This is a genomic window from Enterocloster sp. HCN-30185, from assembly GCF_037890305.1.
Taxonomy (GTDB): Bacteria; Bacillota; Clostridia; order Lachnospirales; family Lachnospiraceae; genus Enterocloster.
The window spans coordinates 96,583-116,704 of the sequence record NZ_JBBKBT010000003.1 but is presented as its reverse complement, the minus strand read 5'-3'; the positions used below and the strand labels follow the sequence as shown (position 1 = coordinate 116,704).

At 40.7% G+C, this 20,122-nt stretch carries 14 protein-coding genes and 1 pseudogene; 11 read left to right on the top strand and 4 right to left on the bottom strand.

Features of this window, described 5'->3' with window-relative positions; genetic code table 11:
- Positions 1 to 43: 43 nt before the first annotated feature.
- Positions 44 to 1,870: an argininosuccinate lyase gene (locus tag WKT10_RS04595; protein ID WP_340275786.1), complete on the top strand. Its 1,827-nt coding sequence runs from the start codon at positions 44 to 46 to the stop codon at positions 1,868 to 1,870.
- A 134-nt stretch (positions 1,871 to 2,004) separates the two neighbouring features.
- Positions 2,005 to 3,156: a choline-binding protein gene (locus WKT10_RS04590; RefSeq protein ID WP_340275784.1), complete on the top strand. Its 1,152-nt coding sequence runs from the start codon at positions 2,005 to 2,007 to the stop codon at positions 3,154 to 3,156.
- Between the two features lie 97 nt (positions 3,157 to 3,253).
- Here WKT10_RS04590 and WKT10_RS04585 read toward each other — a convergent pair whose 3' ends face one another.
- Both WKT10_RS04585 and WKT10_RS04580 read right to left on the bottom strand, forming a co-directional pair.
- Entirely contained in the window at positions 3,254 to 4,405 is a 1,152-nt protein-coding gene (locus tag WKT10_RS04585) for a choline-binding protein (protein WP_340275782.1), read from the bottom strand.
- Positions 4,406 to 4,508: 103 nt separating this feature from the next.
- Positions 4,509 to 6,350: pseudogene (locus WKT10_RS04580) on the bottom strand (argininosuccinate lyase).
- A gap of 311 nt (positions 6,351 to 6,661) precedes the next feature.
- On the opposite strand from WKT10_RS04580, the gene WKT10_RS04575 reads away from it, so the two are divergent.
- Together WKT10_RS04575 and WKT10_RS04570 are read left to right on the top strand one after the other, a co-directional pair.
- Positions 6,662 to 7,945, top strand: coding sequence for an AAA family ATPase (locus WKT10_RS04575; RefSeq protein WP_340275780.1), 1,284 nt, complete (start codon positions 6,662 to 6,664; stop codon positions 7,943 to 7,945).
- Between the two features lie 10 nt (positions 7,946 to 7,955).
- Positions 7,956 to 8,654: a hypothetical protein gene (locus WKT10_RS04570; RefSeq protein ID WP_340275778.1), complete on the top strand. Its 699-nt coding sequence runs from the start codon at positions 7,956 to 7,958 to the stop codon at positions 8,652 to 8,654.
- A gap of 121 nt (positions 8,655 to 8,775) precedes the next feature.
- Here the strand turns inward: WKT10_RS04570 and WKT10_RS04565 are convergent, their stop codons facing one another.
- A complete protein-coding gene (locus tag WKT10_RS04565) occupies positions 8,776 to 9,912 on the bottom strand; it encodes a choline-binding protein (protein WP_340275776.1) in 1,137 nt (378 codons plus the stop codon).
- A gap of 111 nt (positions 9,913 to 10,023) precedes the next feature.
- Entirely contained in the window at positions 10,024 to 11,766 is a 1,743-nt protein-coding gene (locus tag WKT10_RS04560; protein ID WP_340275774.1) for an argininosuccinate lyase, read from the bottom strand.
- A gap of 260 nt (positions 11,767 to 12,026) precedes the next feature.
- Here WKT10_RS04560 and WKT10_RS04555 point away from each other — a divergent pair, with 260 nt between their 5' ends.
- From WKT10_RS04555 to WKT10_RS04525, 7 genes are all read left to right on the top strand, one after another.
- Positions 12,027 to 13,646, top strand: coding sequence for an O-antigen ligase family protein (locus WKT10_RS04555; protein WP_340275772.1), 1,620 nt, complete (start codon positions 12,027 to 12,029; stop codon positions 13,644 to 13,646).
- A 30-nt stretch (positions 13,647 to 13,676) separates the two neighbouring features.
- Entirely contained in the window at positions 13,677 to 14,837 is a 1,161-nt protein-coding gene (locus WKT10_RS04550) for a glycosyltransferase (RefSeq protein ID WP_340275770.1), read from the top strand.
- Positions 14,838 to 15,045: 208 nt separating this feature from the next.
- Positions 15,046 to 15,573, top strand: a complete 528-nt coding sequence (locus WKT10_RS04545; protein WP_340275768.1) for an ImmA/IrrE family metallo-endopeptidase — start codon at positions 15,046 to 15,048, stop codon at positions 15,571 to 15,573.
- A gap of 21 nt (positions 15,574 to 15,594) precedes the next feature.
- Entirely contained in the window at positions 15,595 to 16,125 is a 531-nt protein-coding gene (locus tag WKT10_RS04540; RefSeq protein WP_340275766.1) for a hypothetical protein, read from the top strand.
- Positions 16,126 to 16,313: 188 nt separating this feature from the next.
- Positions 16,314 to 17,717 (top strand): exopolysaccharide biosynthesis polyprenyl glycosylphosphotransferase, encoded by a 1,404-nt coding sequence (locus WKT10_RS04535; protein ID WP_340275764.1) that lies wholly within the window; start codon positions 16,314 to 16,316, stop codon positions 17,715 to 17,717.
- A complete protein-coding gene (locus tag WKT10_RS04530) occupies positions 17,704 to 18,981 on the top strand; it encodes a glycosyltransferase family 4 protein (protein ID WP_340275762.1) in 1,278 nt (425 codons plus the stop codon). Before WKT10_RS04535 ends, WKT10_RS04530 begins: the two co-directional genes overlap by 14 nt.
- A complete protein-coding gene (locus WKT10_RS04525) occupies positions 18,953 to 20,122 on the top strand; it encodes a glycosyltransferase family 4 protein (RefSeq protein WP_340275760.1) in 1,170 nt (389 codons plus the stop codon). The genes WKT10_RS04530 and WKT10_RS04525 overlap by 29 nt, the downstream gene beginning before the upstream one ends.

Sequence of the window (20,122 nt, the reverse complement as noted above, 5' to 3'; positions counted from 1 at the left end):
TTTCAAAAAGTATTTCAAAAACAAAAAGGAGAGTGCATTCATTATGAAGAAGCAGACAAAGTTAGTTGCTGTACTTTCAACAGCAGCACTTCTCGCTATCGGCGCTTCCATGACTTCTTTCGCAGCTACTGGCTGGGCAGAGGAAGACGGAACATGGGTATACTACAACCGTGACGGCGAGAGAGCAACCGATTCCTGGAAGAAATCCGGAAACAACTGGTATTACTTAGACAGCGACGGTGAGATGGCAATCGATCAGCTCATCGAGGATGGCGATAACTACTACTACGTAGATATCAACGGTGTAATGGCTTCCAATCAGTGGGTTGCTATTGAGAATGAGGATGCTGGCGAGGATGACGAGCCAGAGCACTACTGGTATTACTTCCAGGCAAACGGCAAGGCTTTAACCAATGGTGACAACGATAAGGTTTCCTTAAAGACCATCAATGGCAAGAAGTATGCTTTCGATGACGAAGGCAAGATGCTGTACGGCTGGGTTGACGAGGACAATGCAGAGCGCGTTGACAATGTAGATGGTGATGGCTTTAAGGATGGCGATTACTACTTCGGTAGCGAGGACGATGGTGCAATGACTACTGGCTGGTTACAGCTGGATATCACATACGATGAGGCAACAGAGGACAGCTATAAGTATGTTGCTGCTGCATTCAACGATGATGAGGATCAGACCCGTTGGTTCTACTTCAAATCTAATGGTAAGAAGGTTGCTGCCGATCCCGGTGACAGAACTAAAGATAAGACTATCAACGGAAAGAAATATGCATTTGATGAACATGGTGCAATGGTAGCTGAATGGTCTCTGGATAAGGACGATGAAGATACTGCATCTAAGGCTGCAATTGATGATGGCAAGGTTGCATCCTTCAGCAATGCACAGGCTGGTGATGGAAACTACGCTAAGTACACTGAGGCATGGAAATACTTCAACAGCGTTGAGGATGGTGCTCGTGTAAGCAAGGGCTGGTTCAAGGTTGTTCCTGCTGAGATGCTGAATTCCGGCAAGTATGATGATGATGAAGATGCATGGTATTATGCAGATGGCAGCGGCAATCTGTACGCTGGCGAATTCAAGACCATCAAAGGTAAGAAGTATGCTTTCCGTAACGATGGACGTATGCTGAGTGGCCTGAAGTTCATCAAAGAAGATGAAGATACACAGAGTCTGAGCGTATATGCTGACGATGATGACGCCTACAACTTTGATAATGAAGATGACTTCCTCAAGAATGCAGTTGAGTTCTATGAGCCGGAAGGCTATAAGTGCTTCTACTTCGGCGATGGAGAAGACGGTGCTATGAGAACCAACAAGACAACTGTTGAGATTGATGGCGAGAATCATAACTTCTACTTCGAGAAGTCCGGCGGCAGCAAGGGTGCTGGAAAGACCGGAGAAGAGGATGATAAGCTGTATCAGTCCGGTATGCTGTTAAGAGCTGATTCCGATGATAAGTACATTGTTATCGAAAAGAAGACATATGCTCAAACTGCTGATCATGATGAATATACTTCTTATGCTAAGTTAGAAGATGCTAAGGAATTCTTAGAGGTCGTTGGTAATGCTAAAGTAGATTCTCTTGCAGGTGATCATGAGGCAAATGACAATATCAATCTTGGAAATGGCAGCGATAAGAAGTTCGAGGATCTGTCTGAGGCATATACCTTCGATTATACACAGCTTCCAACAGAAACAGATGTTATTGAAAAAGAGTATATCCTTGTAAATACATCTGGTAAGGTTATCGATGGCAACAGCAAGAGCAAGGATGGCAACGATTACGTTTATGTAACAACCAAGTCTGAAAAGGACGGCGTAAGCCACATTGTTGGTGTATATGTAGAGGACTAATTTAAAGTTCTTTCTCATATCGACTAATCTAATATAAGGGGGAGCGTTATAGCTGATATAGAAATATGTTGGCTGTAACGCTTCTTTTTATATTTCAATATACCCTTCATAACTATACCAAAAGGAGGCTTTTCATGATTAGAAAACGTTTATTATGCTTTGGGCTAGCCGCTGTGATAGCTACGTCCCCTTCTCTTCCGGCTTTTGCTGCTGTAAATACATCCCTTTCCAGCACTTCTATGGAAAACTGCGGCGCGTATCTCTTTGAATGGCGTCCCATTGACTGCGGAAACGGGAATTACTTTGCGATTCTGGTGGGTGGAAATACCTTAACAGAGAGCGATGTAATCTTAAACAGAGGCTATGATTATGCCTATACGTTCGATCCCATGACCTATACAAGGCCCTGGGGAACGGTACCGGATCTGGTAAACGTCGACGGAGTCTGGGCGATCCCTGAAAATTGGGGAACTCTGCCGGAGGGAACTCAGCCCGTACTCCAGATTGTCCTTAAAACCAATAATAAAAACCTTGATACAGATAAACGCTATGTAAATGTGGTTCATCTTCCGGGAAATGTTGACCCCTCTTCTCTCCCGCCAGAAGTCCGCAAGTATCTGATCAATGTAGATACCTCTGATGCCGGCGCCTACAATGGCACCGTTACTCCCGGATGGCAGACAGAAGCAGATGGTTCCCAGAAGTATTTAAAACCAGACGGAACCTACATAACCGGATGGCTCACTTTGGATGAGGATCAGTATTACATGGATGAAAACGGAGTCATGCTGAAGGATACCATTACACCAGATGGATATTATGTAACTGCTGAGGGCAAGCGCGTATCCTATATGCCCGGCTGGTTTCAGGATACGGAGGGATGGCGCTACATCCAGAAGAATGGGTACTATATGGCTAACACATGGTATCAGGATACCGATGGAAAATATTATTACTTCAACATGGCGGCTCTGATGGCAGTAAATGATGATACGCCAGATGGCTATCATGTAGATGAGAACGGTGTCTGGGACGCAAATGTTTCCACTAAAACGCAGGAAACAGTAAATCTTGGCCCCGGTGTTGCAATTGGATGGGAACCTGTCGATATTGGTTGGAAATACAAACAGGCAGATGGCACTTATCTTACTAACAGCTGGAAGCAGGGGCAGGACGGAAAGTGGTACTACCTCAATGAAGACGGATGGATGCTGAAGGATACAACTACACCGGATGGATTCTATGTAGACGCAGATGGTGTCTGGGATGAAAATGCAGCCAATTGACAGTAAATAACGGCATATAAAAAACAGGGTAAAGACTATTTCTGTTATAAAAGAAATAGAACTTTACCCTGTTTTATATTAACTGCTGTAATAAGATTTACTGTACAGGTTCTTCCGAAGATGCAGAGCCATTCCAGATACCGTTGGCATCTACATAGTAGCCGTCTGGAGTTGTAGTGTCCTTTAACATCCAGCCATCCTCATTTAAGTAATACCACTTGCTGTCCGGATCCTGCTTCCATGAATTGGTAAGGTAGGTTCCGTCCTCCTGCTTGAATTTCCAGCCTGTATCAACAGGCTCCCAGCCGTCTGTCACGCCCGGTCCAAGATTTACTTTATTATTTACAGTGCTTGCATTTCCATCCCAAACGCCGTTGGCATCTACATAGTAGCCGTCAGGAGTAACATCATCCGTTTCCATGTAGGTTCCGATATTGATGTAATACCATTTACCATCCGTGTCCTGAATCCATGTAGCCCCTGCATAGCGGCCATTTTTCATGATATAGTGCCACCCGCCTGCATCCTGATACCATCCGGGAATGTAGTTAGTTTTTTCGCCATTTACATTTACATACTTTCCGTCCGGCGTAATCGTGTCTGTCAGCATATAACCGTTTTCATCCATGTAATAGGTTTCATCATCTGCATTCAGCCATGTATTGGTAATAAAGGTACCGTCTGGCTTACGGTATTTTTTCTTTCCTGTTTCATCGATAAACCAGCCACCGGTAATAGTTCCATTATAGGCTCCTGCATCGGTTCCATCTACATTGATCAGATATTTACGAACTTCTGCTGGAAGGGTGGAAGAATCCACATTTCCCGGAAGATGGACTACATCTACATAGCGTTCATTGGTATTAAGGTTTTTGTTATTCGTTACGAGGGTAATGCGTGTGACAGGCTGTGCTCCTTCGGGAAGAGAAGACCAGTTTTCCGGGATTCCCCATACGCCGTCGATATTTACCAGATCCGGAACCTGTCCCCAGGGACGGGGATATTTCATTGGATTAAAGGTGTATGCATAGTCATACCCCCTTCGTAAAATAACATTTCTCTCAACGATTGTATTATCTCCTACGATTATCGCGAAAGAATGTCCATCACCACAGTCTACCGGACGCCATTCAAACAGATAAGCACCGCAATTTTCCATCGTTGTAGTGTTCGCTGCAAAGGCAGTAATAGCTGACGATATGGAAAGAGCAGCTGCCAATAGAACAGCTTTTAATTTACGTTTTATCATATGGTAGTCCTCCTTTGATAAAAAGAAAGAGCGCCGTAGCTAATAACAATATCAGCCACAACGCTCTCCCCCTAATGTTTAATTGTCAATATCTGATTTAAGATCAGTCTTCAACGTAGTAACCAAGGATAGAGCCGCCCTTAGCCACTACGAACTGATAATCATTGCCGTCCTTATTCTTGGACTTGCTGTCGATTACCTTACCGGAAGTGTTCACTAAGAAGAACTCGCCTGGATTTGTACCAATCTTAGTTTCTGTAGTTCCGTCTTCCTTGGTAATAGTTCTAGAAATAACAGCGATTTCCTGAATATCCTCAGCTTTTTTATTTACACCAAGCTGATCCAGTTTATCTTCAACGGTGCCAGTTGAAATTACATTGTGATCATCATCGGCACGGATAGCATCGATAAATTTAGATGCATCATCTAACTTGAGATATCCCTTCTTAGCATCATCAGCACCTGTGGAAGATTCGCCCTCGTTAACATACTGAACTACCTGATACTTCTCATCAGAACCAGCTCTTACAAGCTTACCAGACTGGTAGTACTTATCATCCTTTTCACCAGTCTTACCAGCACCCTTATGGCTGCCAGACTTCTCGAAGTAGAAGTTGTAGCTGTCGCCATCAATAGATACGCTAGTCTTATTAGTTCTCATGGCACCGTCATCGCCATCACCGAAGTAATAGCAACGATAACCGTTAGCGTTAAACCACAGAGCATTCTCATCGAAACGATCCTCATCATCAAATGGATGAGCACCATCGTCATCAGCTACAACTGTTAAGCTGCCGGTTCCTTCGCCCTTGATAAACTTCAGACCATTAACCATACGACCGTCGTTACGGAATGCATACTTCTTGCCCTTGATGGTCTTGAACTCGCCTGCGTACAGGTTACCGCTTCCATCTGCATAATACCATGCATCCTCATCATCGTTATATTTGTCATAGTTCAGCCATTCAGCTGATACTACCTTAAACCAACCTCTGCTTACGCGGGCACCATCCTCAACGCTGTTGAAGTATCTCCACTCCTTAGTGTACTGAGCACTAACTCCGTTTCTATCAGCAGTACTGTGAGTTCCAAGAGCACCATCTGTATAGTCAGTATTAAATCCATTAGCCTCTGCCTTAGATGCAGCAGTAATAGAATCAACGTCAAGAGACCACTCTGCTGTCATAGCGCCGTACTGGTCAAACTCATATTTCTTACCATTGATAGTCTTGCTCTTCTGCTTATCATCTCCGCCTTCGGCCTTTACTTTCTTACCATTAGACTTGAAGTAGAACCAACGGGTCTGATCCTCATCATCGTTGAATACAGGAGCGATCTCATAGTCATCAGTTGCTTCATCATATGTAATATCCATCTGCAGCCAGCCAGTGGTCATTGCACCATCGTCCTCGCCGCCGAAGTAGTAATCGCCTTCCTTGAAGCCGTCACCGTCTACATCGTCAACACGCTCCGCTGTGTCCTCATCAACCCAGCCGTACAGCATCTTACCTTCGTCATCGAAAGCGTACTTCTTGCCGTTGATGGTCTTCAGAGCTACCTTGCTGTTCTCGCCATTGGTAAGTGCCTTACCATTAGCCTGGAAGTAATACCAGTAGTGCTCTGGCTCGTTGTCGTCACCAGCATCCTCATTCTCAATAGCAACCCACTGGTTGGAAGCCATTACACCGTTGATATCTACGTAGTAGTAGTTATCGCCATCCTCGATGAGCTGATCGATTGCCATCTCACCGTCGCTGTCCAGGTACTACCAGTAGTTTCCGGATTTCTTCCAGGAATCGGTTGCTCTCTCGCCGTCACGGTTGTAGTATACCCATGTTCCGTCTTCCTCTGCCCAGCCAGTAGCTGCGAAAGAAGTCATGGAAGCGCCGATAGCGAGAAGTGCTGCTGTTGAAAGTACAGCAACTAACTTTGTCTGCTTCTTCATAATGAATGCACTCTCCTTTTTGTTTTTGAAATACTTTTTGAAATTCCTTAATTGCATTACGAGTAGATTATACTTCCGATAATGAAAATTATCGCGGACGGTTTACAGAGCCACATATATATCGTGATTATTACGGAATTAATTTGCTGAGAAATACAATTAAACGATATAATTTTGTTTCTAATGATTCTTTTGAGATTAAAATCAATTGTTAGTCATATATTATAATAAAAGCAAAAAACGATGTTTAAAATCTTTAAATTGCAGAAAAACAGCAAACTCCGTTGACAAAACATTGAAAGGAGATTAATATGAACATATATAAACCGAAAGAGGTGTCAAAGATGTTATTAGAGTTTAAATGTTCAAATCATAAATCAATCAAAGAAAAAGTGATTTTTTCCATGATTGCAGGAAGTGATAATACATCGGAAGAACTTTTAAAAAAATTTGGCAATTTGAGGGTTTTGCGTTCTGCTGTTATATATGGCCCAAACGGGTCTGGAAAAAGTAATTTTATCAGCGCCCTGTCATTTATGCGCGATCTGGTTAGCAATAGTATCAATCATCAGCCAGGACAAGGAGTATTTCAGGCGCGTCATAAATTGAGTTCAGAAGAGACGCCGAGTGAATATGCTATCCAATTTGTACGCAATGATATTAGATATGCATATGGCTTTTCTGTGAAACAAAATTTGATACAAGATGAATACCTGTATTATTTTCCAAAGGGAAAACAGGTGAAAATTTTTGAACGTAACGGACTTGAGATCAGACCCGGCGATAAATACAAGCGATTGTTTGATGTAAGCATTAGTATATTGAAAGATAATAGGCTGTTTTTATCTTGTGCCGCTAATTATAGTAATATAAAAGAGATTGAAGAAGCTTTTATGTTCTTTAATACGGATATAGTGGTTTATAATCCGGAAATTAATAACTGGACAGAGTATTCAGTTGAGTTAATGCAAAATAACGATACGATCAAAAAAGTATTTGTGGAGATTTTGAGAGCGTTGGGAACTGGAGCTAAAGATGTAAAAGTAAAACTTGAAAAAATAAAGCTGGCAGATTTACCACAGGAGCTCCAATTACCGGACGCATTGAAAAGTTTACTGGTGGGTCAAGAGGGCAATAGAATAAATGCAAAAGTAGTATATGATCAGTTTGAAGTTGATTTGATGACTGAAGAGTCAACTGGAGTAAAGCGTTTATTTCAAATGATTTGTCCTATAATTGATATTTTGAATAAGGGTAAAATACTTATTTGTGATGAATTAGAAGCCAGTTTGCATGAAGCAGTAATTTTCCAGATTGTACAGTTGTTTCAACATTATCAGAAAGATAAATTTGCACAATTAATTTTTTCAACACATGACACAAGTTTATTAGATACGGATTTGTTCAGGAGAGATCAGGTGTGGTTTACACAGCTGAATAAAGAACGTGCAACAGATTTGTATTCTCTTGTTGAAATTAGAAATGTACGCAAGTCTGAAAATTTGGAAAAGGGATATGTTTCAGGAAAATATGGTGCAATACCTATGCTTAATAAAAAATTCTTTCATGAACTGGAAGAACATATTATAGGGTAGGAGGTACTGTATGGAGAAAAGAAATCTTGGCTTAATAGCAAGAAATGAAGATACACGAGATAAATTCCATACGAAGGTTATTAGATTTGAGTTAGATCAAATATTGCAGCATTTTGCAGAATCTATACAGGTTATAAATGCACAATTTAATGTGGCGGATGAATTGTTTGAATCAGGAAAGGTTAGTGAAGGGGAAAACATTTGGCGCGCACAGATTATATTTCTGGCAAGTGCTCTTGATTTTTATATGCATGAGTTAACCAAATATGGTTTATGTGAAATTTATGATGAAAATTGGGAACGTACAGATAAGTATGAAAATCTTCAGGTAAATATGAAAGTTATAGAGGTGGCATTAAAATCAGGAGAGGATATCGATTGGTTTCTTGAATATATAAACAGTTATTATCGTGCAGTCACAATGGTTTCATATGAGTCTGTGAAAGATCAGCTTAGGTTATTGGGAATCAATTTAGCGCTTGTTGCAGATGGGGCTTTCTATCAAAGAGGGGAAACAGAAAACACAAAAGATAAACTGAAAAGACGTCTGAATGAGTTGTTTAGCAGACGGAATATTATTGCACATCAATCGGACAGAGCCCACACAGATGCGCAAGTCAATATTATCACAAAAGAAATTGTACAAAATTTCATATGTGATATTGAAAAAATAGTGCGGTCAATAGATTCAGAAGCAAGAAATAAATAGCACACGGTATGCTGATAGTTGGTGTGTTATCTGGATATCGGCATATTGAAACAGGGTAAAGTCCTATTCTCTTAATAACAAAAATAGCCTTTACCCTGTTTTTATATGCCGTTATTTACTATCAATTTGCTGTATTTTCATCCCAGACACCATCTGCGTCTACATAGAATCCATCCGGTGTAGTTGTATCCTTCAACATCCATCCGTCTTCATTGAGGTAGTACCATTTGCCATTTGTATCCTGTTTCCAACTGTTGGTAAGATAAGAACCATCTTCCTGCTTGAATTTCCAGCCTGTGTCAACAGGTTCCCAGCCTTTGGAAACACCGGGGCCAAGATTTACCTTATTGTTTATAGTACTTGCGTTACCATCCCAAACGCCGTTAGCATCCACATAATAGCCGTCCGGGGTAATATCATCGGTCTCCATATAGGTTCCGATATTGATGTAGTACCACTTTCCGTCTGTATCCTGAATCCATGTAGCCCCTGCATAATACCCATTTTTCATGATATAATGCCAACCGCCTTCATCCTGATACCAGCCGGGAATATAATTGGTTTTTTCGCCGTTAATATTTACATAAATACCATCTGGAGTAATAGTATCTGTCAGCATTACACCATTTTCATCCATGTAATAGGATTCGTCATCTACCCTAAGCCATCCGCCGGATACGAAGCTGCCATCGGGTTTGCGGTATTTTTTATTTCCACTTTCATCTCTGGTCCAACCGCCGGTAATAGTTCCTTCATATGCACCTGCATCAGAGCCATCTACATTGATCAGGTATTTGCGGACTTCTGGAGGAAGTTCATCTTTATTGACACCATCTGAAAGATGTACTACATGGATATAACGTTTATCTGTATCAAGATTTTTATTATTTGTTTTCAAAACAATTGTCATAGTCGGCTGGCTTCCCTCTGGGAGTATATCCCAGTTTTCTGGGATACCCCATACGCCATCTATATTTACTAAATCAGGTACGGTTCCCCAAGGACGAGGATATGTTAATGATTCAAAGGTATAGGCGTAATCGTATCCTCGATTTAATATAACATCTTTTTCATTTAAAGTATTTCCGCCTACAAGAATTGCAAATGATGTACCATTTCCATAATCTACGGGACGCCACTCAAACAGATAAGCGCCACTATTTTCCATAACTGTTGTTGTATTTGCATAAACAGATATGGAAGAAAAAAGAGATACTGCCAGTGTCATACACAATATTGCAATTTTTTTCTTAAACATAGAGTGTAAGTTCCTCCTTATACATAATAGAAAAGGGCGTTGTAACATGAGGTTTCCCTATCAGTTACAACGCCTATTCCCCCTCTGACTAAAAAATCAGATTAATTCTAATTAGTTCTCAAGATAAATAGCTACAACCTTCTTAGAGCCGTTTACAACATAGTAATAATCATTACCATCTTTGCTCTTGCCCTTGTTATCGATAACCTTACCGCTGGTGTTGATCAGGATATGATCCTGTGCGCTAGCAGCAGCTACAGGAACATATAACTCAGCTATCTCATCAGCGTCCTTGTTAATTCCAAGAGTCCTCAGGCTAGCATCTGTATAAGAAGTCTCCTGTCTGAAGATATTTCCATCTACTAAATCTGCTACATCAGCATACTTGTCATAGCCTACTAACTGTGTACCATTCATAATTGGTGTGATGATCTGATACTTCTCATCACTGCCAGCTGTCATTAACATACCAGACTGATAGTACTTATCATCCTTCTCACCAGTAATACCGGCACCCTTGTTTCCGCCGGACTTCTGGAAGTAGAAGTTGAACTTATCGCCATCGATAGTGATGCTGGTCTTGTTGGTTCTCATAGCACCATCATCTCCGTCACCGAAGTAGTAGCACTTGTAACCCTGTGCTTCATATACTGGAGCATTTGCTAAGAAATCATCTTCTGTATCGAAAGGTCCGAAAGCAGCCTCATCATTGTCATCAGCCTTAACAACAAAATTGCCATTGCCATCATCGCTGATGAACTTTAATCCGCTAACCATACGACCGTCTGTACGGAATGCATACTTCTTGCCCTTGATGGTCTTAAACTCACCGGCATACAGCTTGCCGCTTCCATCTGCATAGTACCATGCGTCTTCATCATCATCATACTTGCCAGTATTCAGCATCTCAGCAGGAACTACCTTGAACCAGCCCTTGCTTACGCGAGCACCATCTTCAACACTGTTGAAGTATCTCCACTGATGTGCATACTTAGCATATGTTGAATTCTCTGCTGCATTACCTCTGGTTGCAGGATCGTTAGCAGCAGAAGAAGTAATCTTATCAACATCCAGAGACCACTCCGCTGTCATAACACCCTTCTGATCGAACTCATACTTCTTACCATTGATGGTTTTACCTTTCTGAGTATCGTTCTTGGTTTCGTCTGCCTTTACTTTCTTACCGTTAGACTGGAAGTAGAACCAACGGGTCTGATCCTCATCCTCGTTGAATACAGGAGCAACGAAATTATCGGTAGTTGCTTCTTCGTATGTAATATCCATCTGCAGCCAGCCGGTGGTCATTGCACCATCGTCCTCGCCGCCGAAGTAGTAATCGCCTTCCTTGAAAGCATCACCGTCTGTATTGTCAATACGCTCTGCGTTGTCTTCTGCAACCCAGCCGTACAGCATCTTGCCTTCCTCATCGAAAGCATACTTCTTGCCGTTGATGGTCTTCAGAGCTACCTTTGCGTTGTCGCCATTGGTAAGAGCCTTACCATTAGCCTGGAAGTAATACCAGTAGTGCTCTGGCTCGTCATCCTCGCCGGCATCCTCATTCTCAATAGCAACCCACTGATTGGAAGCCATAACGCCGTTGATATCTACATAGTAGTAGTTATCGCCGTCCTCGATGAGCTGATCGATTGCCATCTCACCGTCGCTGTCTAAGTAATACCAGTTGTTTCCGGACTTCTTCCAGGAATCGGTTGCTCTCTCGCCGTCACGGTTGTAGTATACCCATGTTCCGTCTTCCTCTGCCCAGCCAGTAGCTGCGAAAGAAGTCATGGAAGCGCCGATAGCGAGAAGTGCTGCTGTTGAAAGTACAGCAACTAACTTTGTCTGCTTCTTCATAATGAATGCACTCTCCTTTTTGTTTTTGAAATACTTTTTGAAATTCCTTAATTGCATTACGAGTAGATTATACTTCCGATAAGGAAAATTATCGCCACATGGCAGGAGAGGGGGGATAAAAGCGTTTTGACTGCGAAGAATCACAAGGAGAATCACAAGGAGAAAACGCTTATACATTGCGTATTTAAGGGCAAGATGGTATACTGTAGAGCGTGAAAATCAATATACCACACAGAAGTGAAATCGAAAAGAGGTTGAAAATGGATCAAAATCAAAGTTCATATTCCATGGAGGCCCAGATTGGCCAGTTCAGGGAGGAGTGGCGCAGGACAAACAGCAGGATTGTCAGCGTATTTACCCTTCTGATTCTGGCCGGCCTTCCTATTGTATTTCAGGATTATTATTTTAATATTCTGGTTGTGAAATATTATTATTACTGCGCTATGGTGATCGGGATGGCGGTGTTTACAGCGATAGCAGCTGTTATTTATATTCGCCGGGACAGGCTTCTTTATGGCGGGGAAGTGATGAAAATGATCCGCAGTGAGGTCAAGATATCTGCTTTGACGGTTGTAGACTGGGCGATGATTGCTTTTGCGTTATCAGCAGCGATTTCTACCCTTCAGTCAGAATATAAATATGAGTCATTTTGGGGAAATGAAGGGCGGTACTGTGGATTATTTTTGATACTGCTTTATATTCTGTGTTATTTTCTTGTAACACGCTGCCTGGAATTTAAAAAATGGTATGCAGATGTATTTTTAGGAGCAGGTCTGATTGTATGTATTCTGGGAATTCTGCATTTCTTTTATCTGGACCCACTGGGATTTAAGAAGGAAATTTCTCCGGATGATTATGATATTTTTGTTTCAACACTGGGAAATATCAACACATATACGTCATATCTGGCTCTTCCACTGGGAGTGAGTGCTGTGCTGTTTTCTGCTGAGAAGAAGACAGGACGAAAGCTCTGGTATTATATTTGTCTGGTTATGGCATTAACTGCTATGGTTATGGGAGTTAGTGATAATGCATATCTTGCATTGTTTGCGTTGCTGGGACTTCTTCCGTTATATCTGTTTGCAGACAGAAAAGGTATTCAGTCATATTTAGTAATTATTTCTACATTTTTAACTATTATTTTTGCTATTGATAAAATTGAAGCTGCATTTGGGGATCGTGTACAGGAAATAAGCGGTATATTTAATTTCTTTACCCGTATACCTGGGATGTGGGCAATTGTATTGATATTATGGGGGATTACGGCAGGATTTTATCTGTATAATTGCAAAGCAGAACGAAAGGGACGCGAAATCAAAGCAACTAATTTATATAGATATATCTGGCTGGCTGTGGTGATTTGTGCAGCAGCAGTGATTCTTTTTGTCCTTTATGATGCTAATATCGCAGGAAATGGAGAGCGGTATGGAGCTGTTGCCAATTATGTTATACTCGACAATGAGTGGGGAACAGGACGAGGGTATGTATGGAAATTAGCCCTGAAAATATATGATGATTTTCCATTGAGTCATAAGTTGTTTGGATATGGCCCGGATACATTTGGCGTGATTACTGTTCAGAATTTCTGGGATGAAATGTTGAGTATAAGCAAACAGAAATTCGAAAATGTCCATAATGAATATCTGCAGTATCTGATCACAATAGGGATTGTAGGTTTAATTTCCTACGTATCTATGCTGGGAACTTCTTTGTATCATATGATTCGAACCGGTTTGAAGAGACCGGTAATTATGGCATTTGTATTTGGTGTGGTCTGCTATTGTGTACAGGCAGTTGTAAACATAAGCGTTCCTATGGTAATGCCTCTTGTGATGCTTTTGATAGCAATAGGGATTTCAGCAGGAAGATCGGATTCCTGATTGCATTGGTCCAAAGGAGTATGGTTTTATATGAAAAAAATAAAGGTACTTCAGGTAAATAAGCTGTATTATCCGGAAGTGGGCGGAATTGAAAAAACATTGCAGCAGATTTCAGAAGGGCTGAATGAAAAGACAGATCTGGAAGTGCTGGTATGCCAAAAAAAGGGAAGGGGAATTTCAGAACGTGTAAATAAGGTACAGGTACATCGTGCAGGAAGCTTTGGTGTAATTGCATCGGTTCCAATTTCATTTTCCTTCATATGGAAATTAAGGCGTATGTCTCAGGATGTGGATCTCATACAGTTCCATATGCCCTTTCCATTGGGAGATTTAGCTTGCCTGTTATCCGGTTATAAGGGAAAGGTGGCAGCTTATTGGCATAGTGATGTTGTAAAGCAAAAAAAATGGATGATATTCTACCGGCCGGTTATGGAAGCATTCTTAAGACGTGCAGATGTGATTTTGGTAGGAGCCAGGGGAGTGGCTGAAGGATCAAAATATCTTGGACCTTATCTGGATAAATGTCACGTGGTTCCCTTTGCGGTAAGCGAAAGCATTCTCCGGGATGGCAGGGAATATATTGATGAATATGGCTGTTCACGAAACAATAAGGGGATGCAGATTCTGTTTGTGGGGCGGCTTGTATATTATAAAGGGATAGCTGTTTTGATTGATGCAGTAAAGTGCCTTCCTGAATCGGTAAAACTCACTGTGGTGGGAGATGGGGTTCTAGAGGAAGAAATGAAGCAGAAATGCCGGGAATTGGAGATACAGGATAGAGTGACATTTCTGGGAAAGGTATCAGATGAGCAGCTAAAGCAGTGCTACCGTGAGGCTGACGTATTTGTGCTTCCTTCGACCCAGCGCAGTGAGGCCTTTGGACTGGTTCAATTAGAAGCAATGGCTTATGGAATCCCGGTTGTGAATACAAATTTAAAAAGCGGGGTGCCGGAGGTCAGCATTCATGGGGAAACGGGATTGACAGTTCCCCCAGAAGATCCGGTTCAGCTGTCAGAAGCACTGAGATGGATGGAAGAACATCCCCGGGAGCGTGCTGAGATGGGAAAGCGGGCCAGAAAACGCGTTGAAACACATTATTCAGAGCAGGCGTTGTTTTCCGGGCTGATGAAGGAGTATGAAGCGCTTCTGGGGTGCTCAGAAAACAGAAAATCTGACTTGGATCAAAATTGACTCTTGTAACTTTAATTAATGTATAGTAAAATGAACTTGACTCTTTTTGATTGAAATAGTATTATTATAATTTTGGGGATAAAACAATCGTGACTGACAATTGATTATTTACAATATGCAGGTCTTTACAATCCCATGTCCGCGTATAATATACCATCTATGATTATGTAAGACAGAGATGGTGCTGACAGAGATGAGGTTAAAACAAATGGAAAAAAAACAAATTGAGGCACAGGTAAGGACACTTTTGAAGGCGTTCGGATACAGGTTTAATCAGGACGATTATGTGAATATCATAGATTTTGTTCACAGCCTTGGCTTCATTGTTGGCAATGCCAGACTGGATGATGGCGAAGATGGATTTCTGGCGATTCAGGCAGGCGATAAGGCGAAAAATGGAAATGAAATCTCAAATGATAAAATCATAGGAGTTAATTCCAAACGTACTCTGGAGTGGAAACGTTTTATTATAGCTCATGAATTTGCACATTTTGTTCTTCACTATAAAATGGGCGAAGTATATTTACATCGTGAAAATAAAAAGGGAAAGGGCAGTGATGAGAATGATGCTGACTATTTTGCCGCAGCTCTTCTTATGCCTGAGGAATCCTTTCGGCGTTTATACAATCAGTTTAAAACTCAGGGTCTGACTGGAAACGCAATGTATCTGCAGCTGGCGTCTATATTTAAGGTTCCGCTTGACAGTGTTTCACGCCGAATCAACGAAGTATGTTAAAGTTTGGGATCGGATGCTGTGATGAAAATAACTCAGGATGAATTTAATAATATTTTAAAAACTACCCTGTTTTCAAAGGCTGAAAGCGAAGATGAATTAGGATATAAAGATCCTTTTGTTACCATAGAACAGAAAAAACGGGATGAAGATATTACAAGGCTGCTGAACCAATATGTTTCCTTTTATAAAGACAAGGTATTTCACAGTAAGATTTGCAGATATATGATCTTAATTCCCTGTATCGTAATTATTGTAGCCTTTTCAGTATTGCTGATCATCCTGTCATTAAAGGTGCTGAATATGGAAAATGAGCTTAAGGTTCAGGGAGTAGTTGCATTTGTTACTGCCTGTGTTTCCTTTATCTCATTGATTATCGGATTGCTGACTATTATTACAAAATATTTTTTCCCTGAAAATGATGAACAGTACATCACCACGATCGTTGAATCCATTCAGAAAAATGATTTGGAGAATAAACGTGAGAATGCAAGGTATAAAAACGGTATGCCTGCAGACTATTATGAAAAAGAGAACAGCAAAGATTCCTGTTAAACCTGCGGATGCAGGGCTTGCAGGGATCTTTCTTTTTACATAAATATAGGAAAAATACAGCATAATTAATAAATTTTTAAAGAAAAACCATTTTTTTAGTGTTATTGTAAAGTTGCGCTTGAAAGCGTTAAATGCTATACTGTATTGAGGTTTATTATGTGCAGAAACAGGGAGGAAAAAGATATATTATGAATCAGAGAGAGCAGTTTAAACGCATTATCAAATTTATGTCCTCTCTTACAGTGATAGCTATGCAGATGTCCTTATATTGGATTGTCTGGCTATACCATTATAACAGTAATATTGAACTTCCTTTTTTTAGAAAGGGAAACTGGCTGATGGTAGCTCTGTATGGAGTACTTCTGTTCTTTTTCGTCCATATTTACGGTGGTTTGAAGGTGGGGTATTTGCGAAAGGGGGAGATTATCTATTCACAGATATTGGGCCTTTTTTGCGTAAATGCCATAACTTATATCCAGATCTGCCTTCTGGATCGTCATTTTGTAAATGCAGGACCTTTATTTATTATAACTGTGCTGCAAATAGCAGTTATCGTATTGTGGGCCAGCTTTTTTCAGTGGATTTATTCCAAAATGTTTCCGCCCAGAAAGATGATACTGATTTATGGAGAGCGTCCGGCTTTTGGCCTGATGAACAAAATCCGCACAAGAGATGACAAATATAATATATGTGAAACGGTCAATGTAAAACAGGGAATGGAGTATGTGGCTGGTCGTATTCAGGAATACGATTCTGTGATTATAGGAGATATTCCATGTCAGGCCCGGAATCATATTTTAAAATACTGTTTTGAGCACTCAATACGTACCTATATCTTGCCTAAGATTTCAGATATTATGCTTCGCGGGGCGGATGATATTAACCTTTTTGACAGTCCGTTATTATTGGCCCGGAATCAGGGATTTACCTTTGAGCAGAAGGTGATGAAACGAACCATGGATATTATTCTGTCTTTGATTGGGATCGTTCTGACTTCTCCGTTAATGCTGTTAACTGCCCTGGCTATCTTGATTCAGGATGGCGCACCAGTGATTCACAAGCAGACCCGCCTGACTATGGGCGGAAAGGAATTTTGCGTTTATAAATTCAGGAGCATGATAAAGGATGCTGAAAAGGATGGAGTGGCAAGGCTTTCAGCCGAAAAGGATGTGCGGGTAACACCAGTGGGAAAAGTAATTCGCCGTGTGCGGCTGGATGAATTGCCTCAGCTTTTTAATATACTGAAAGGCGATATGTCTTTAGTAGGGCCAAGACCGGAACGTCCCCAGATTGCGGCGGAATACAGGGAATATATGCCGGAGTTTGATTACCGTCTGAAGGTAAAGGGAGGTCTTACCGGTTTTGCTCAGATTTATGGCAAATACAATACTACTCCCTATGACAAGCTGAAGCTGGATCTGATGTATATTGAAAATTATTCTTTTCGCTTGGATCTGAAGCTTATTTTCATGACAGTAAAGATTCTTTTTATGAAGGAAAGTACGGAAGGTGTAGCAGAAGGGCAGACAACAGCTGCGCTGGAGGAAGAAGGGTATCAGAGAGAGAGGCCGGATGGGTATGGAAGGTACTAAAGCTGCATTATCTGTTCTTATCAAGGCAAAACCAGTTTTGTTAAAGCTGTTCCCTCATACTTTTTTGAGGCAGATGAAGCGCAGGATGGTGGAGAACAGCTTTAAAAAGATGGAAAAGGTTTCTATTGAACCTTTTTGCAGAGAAAAATATAAGGATGGAATTAATCTTATTGGGAATATCAAGGCAGAAACAGGCCTTGGACAGAGCTGCCGTCTGGTGGCAAAGGAATTAGAGGAGAGTGGTATCCCGTATTCACTGTATCAGTATAATCAGCTGGGAGATGTGATGGAAAGGGATTATCCTGAATTTGCAGAGAAATTTTCGGAGGAGCTTCCTTATAACATAAACCTGATACACATTAATCCCTATGATTTAGGACTGGCATTCCTGGAAAATCATGAAATGTGGGATAGGCATTACAATATTGGTTTTTGGCTTTGGGAGTTGGAGGAATTTCCAGAGGAATGGATTCCCTGTTTTCATTGTCTGGATGAAATTTGGACACCCTCTGAATTTATCAGCAATGCGATCCGAAAGAAAACCAAACTTCCAGTGCGGACAGTGCCTTATCATGTGGAAACATGCCTAGATAAGGTGTATGGACGGGATGAATTTGGGCTGCCGGAGGACATGTATTTATTTCTTATGATGTATGACCGAACTAGCATGACGGAACGGAAAAATCCGGAAGCTGTTATACAGGCCTACAAAAAGGCATTTACAGGGGAAAATCAGGCTGGCTTGGTAATTAAGATCAATAACTGCACTAATGAGGAAATTGAGGTACTGAAAAAAGAGATGGAGGGGTATCCAAATGTATATTTTATTTCTCAGATCATGGACAGGAATCATGTAAACAGCCTGATTCGCTGTGTGGATGCGGTAGTATCCCTGCATCGAGCAGAGGGATTTGGGCTTGTATTGGCAGAGGCAATGATGCTTGGAACCCCCACAATCGCGACCAATTGGTCTTCCAATACAGAATTTATGACAAAAGAAACGGCTTGTCTGGTAGACTGTCAGTTGGTGAAGCTTAAAAAAGATTTGGGCCTTTTTAAAAAAGGAAATCGTTGGGCCGACCCGGATACAGAACAGGCATCTACATATATGAGACAGCTGTATGAAGATGTGGATTATGGCAAAAAAATAGCTGTCAGAGCAAAAGCTGATATTGAAGATAAGCTCAGCATGGAGCGTATTGCGGGAATCATAAAAGACAGGATTGAGGAAATATATGAAGAGCAAGCGGATTGCAATTATTAATCAGCGATATGGGGAAGAGGTAAATGGCGGTTCTGAGTATTATACAAAAAAGCTAGCAGAACATCTGGCACCATTTTATGATGTGGAAGTTCTAACAACAACAGCAAAGGACTATGATACTTGGAAACCTTACTATGAAAAAGGTGCTTGCAAAATAGATGGTGTGCATGTTTTGCGCTTTCCAGTTGAAAAACAACGCGGAAAATGGAAATTTAGAATAATAAAGTTATTGATGTTAATTTTGCCCAAGTTTCTTACAACGAAATTGGAATATTGCTGGCTTGTTGAGCAGGGGCCTTTTTGTCCAGAATTGATAGAGTATATTCAAAAAGAAAGATTACAGTATGATGTGTTTATTTTTGTAACATATTTATACTATACTACAGTGATGGGAATAAAAGAAGTTCTAGAAAAAGCAATCTTAGTTCCAACTGCCCATAATGAATATTGTATTCATTTTGATATTTACAAAGAAATGTTTACAAATGTTAAAGGGATTGCTTATTTAACTGCTGAAGAAGAGGCTTTTGTAGAAGGATTATTTAATAATAGTAATATTCCACATGTGATAGCAGGTGTAGGAATAGATAGTGTGAAGGGGATTCTAAACAAGATAGGAGAACCTCAAACTGATTTTCCATATTTGATTTATGTTGGACGAGTTGATCGTGGAAAAGGTTGCCATGTTTTATTCCGTTATTTTGAAAAATATAAAAAAAGACATCAAGGAAATTTAAAATTGATTGTATTAGGAAAGATGATGCTTCCGCCGCCAAATACGGAAGATATAATTTGTCTTGGTTTTGTTTCGGAAGAGGAAAAACTTAAATGGATGTCTAAAGCGCGGGCATTAATTTTGCCCTCCCGGTATGAGAGTTTGTCTTTATCTGTATTAGAAGCTTTGGAGATGGGAGTTCCGGTATTAGTTAATGGTAGAAGTAGTGTTTTAAAAGGCCACTGTATTAGAAGCGGAGCAGGATATATCTATGAAAATTATTTGGAATTTGAAAAAGGAATTTTAGATTTTTTAAATTCAGAAGAAGATTATCAGAAAATGAAGAGGTTTGGGATAGAATATGTAAGGAAATATTATGATTGGATGCGAACGATAAAGAAATATGAAGAATTAATTGAGGAATAG

Excerpts from the sequence above, each read along its gene's own strand:
- WKT10_RS04595 (WP_340275786.1), top strand. The coding sequence starts at position 44 with ATGAAGAAGCAGACAAAGTTAGTTGCTGTACTTTCAACAGCAGCACTT.
- WKT10_RS04590 (WP_340275784.1), top strand. The coding sequence starts at position 2,005 with ATGATTAGAAAACGTTTATTATGCTTTGGGCTAGCCGCTGTGATAGCT.
- WKT10_RS04585 (WP_340275782.1), bottom strand. The coding sequence starts at position 4,405 with ATGATAAAACGTAAATTAAAAGCTGTTCTATTGGCAGCTGCTCTTTCC.
- WKT10_RS04575 (WP_340275780.1), top strand. The coding sequence starts at position 6,662 with ATGAACATATATAAACCGAAAGAGGTGTCAAAGATGTTATTAGAGTTT.
- WKT10_RS04570 (WP_340275778.1), top strand. The coding sequence starts at position 7,956 with ATGGAGAAAAGAAATCTTGGCTTAATAGCAAGAAATGAAGATACACGA.
- WKT10_RS04565 (WP_340275776.1), bottom strand. The coding sequence starts at position 9,912 with ATGTTTAAGAAAAAAATTGCAATATTGTGTATGACACTGGCAGTATCT.
- WKT10_RS04560 (WP_340275774.1), bottom strand. The coding sequence starts at position 11,766 with ATGAAGAAGCAGACAAAGTTAGTTGCTGTACTTTCAACAGCAGCACTT.
- WKT10_RS04555 (WP_340275772.1), top strand. The coding sequence starts at position 12,027 with ATGGATCAAAATCAAAGTTCATATTCCATGGAGGCCCAGATTGGCCAG.
- WKT10_RS04550 (WP_340275770.1), top strand. The coding sequence starts at position 13,677 with ATGAAAAAAATAAAGGTACTTCAGGTAAATAAGCTGTATTATCCGGAA.
- WKT10_RS04545 (WP_340275768.1), top strand. The coding sequence starts at position 15,046 with ATGGAAAAAAAACAAATTGAGGCACAGGTAAGGACACTTTTGAAGGCG.
- WKT10_RS04540 (WP_340275766.1), top strand. The coding sequence starts at position 15,595 with ATGAAAATAACTCAGGATGAATTTAATAATATTTTAAAAACTACCCTG.
- WKT10_RS04535 (WP_340275764.1), top strand. The coding sequence starts at position 16,314 with ATGAATCAGAGAGAGCAGTTTAAACGCATTATCAAATTTATGTCCTCT.
- WKT10_RS04530 (WP_340275762.1), top strand. The coding sequence starts at position 17,704 with ATGGAAGGTACTAAAGCTGCATTATCTGTTCTTATCAAGGCAAAACCA.
- WKT10_RS04525 (WP_340275760.1), top strand. The coding sequence starts at position 18,953 with ATGAAGAGCAAGCGGATTGCAATTATTAATCAGCGATATGGGGAAGAG.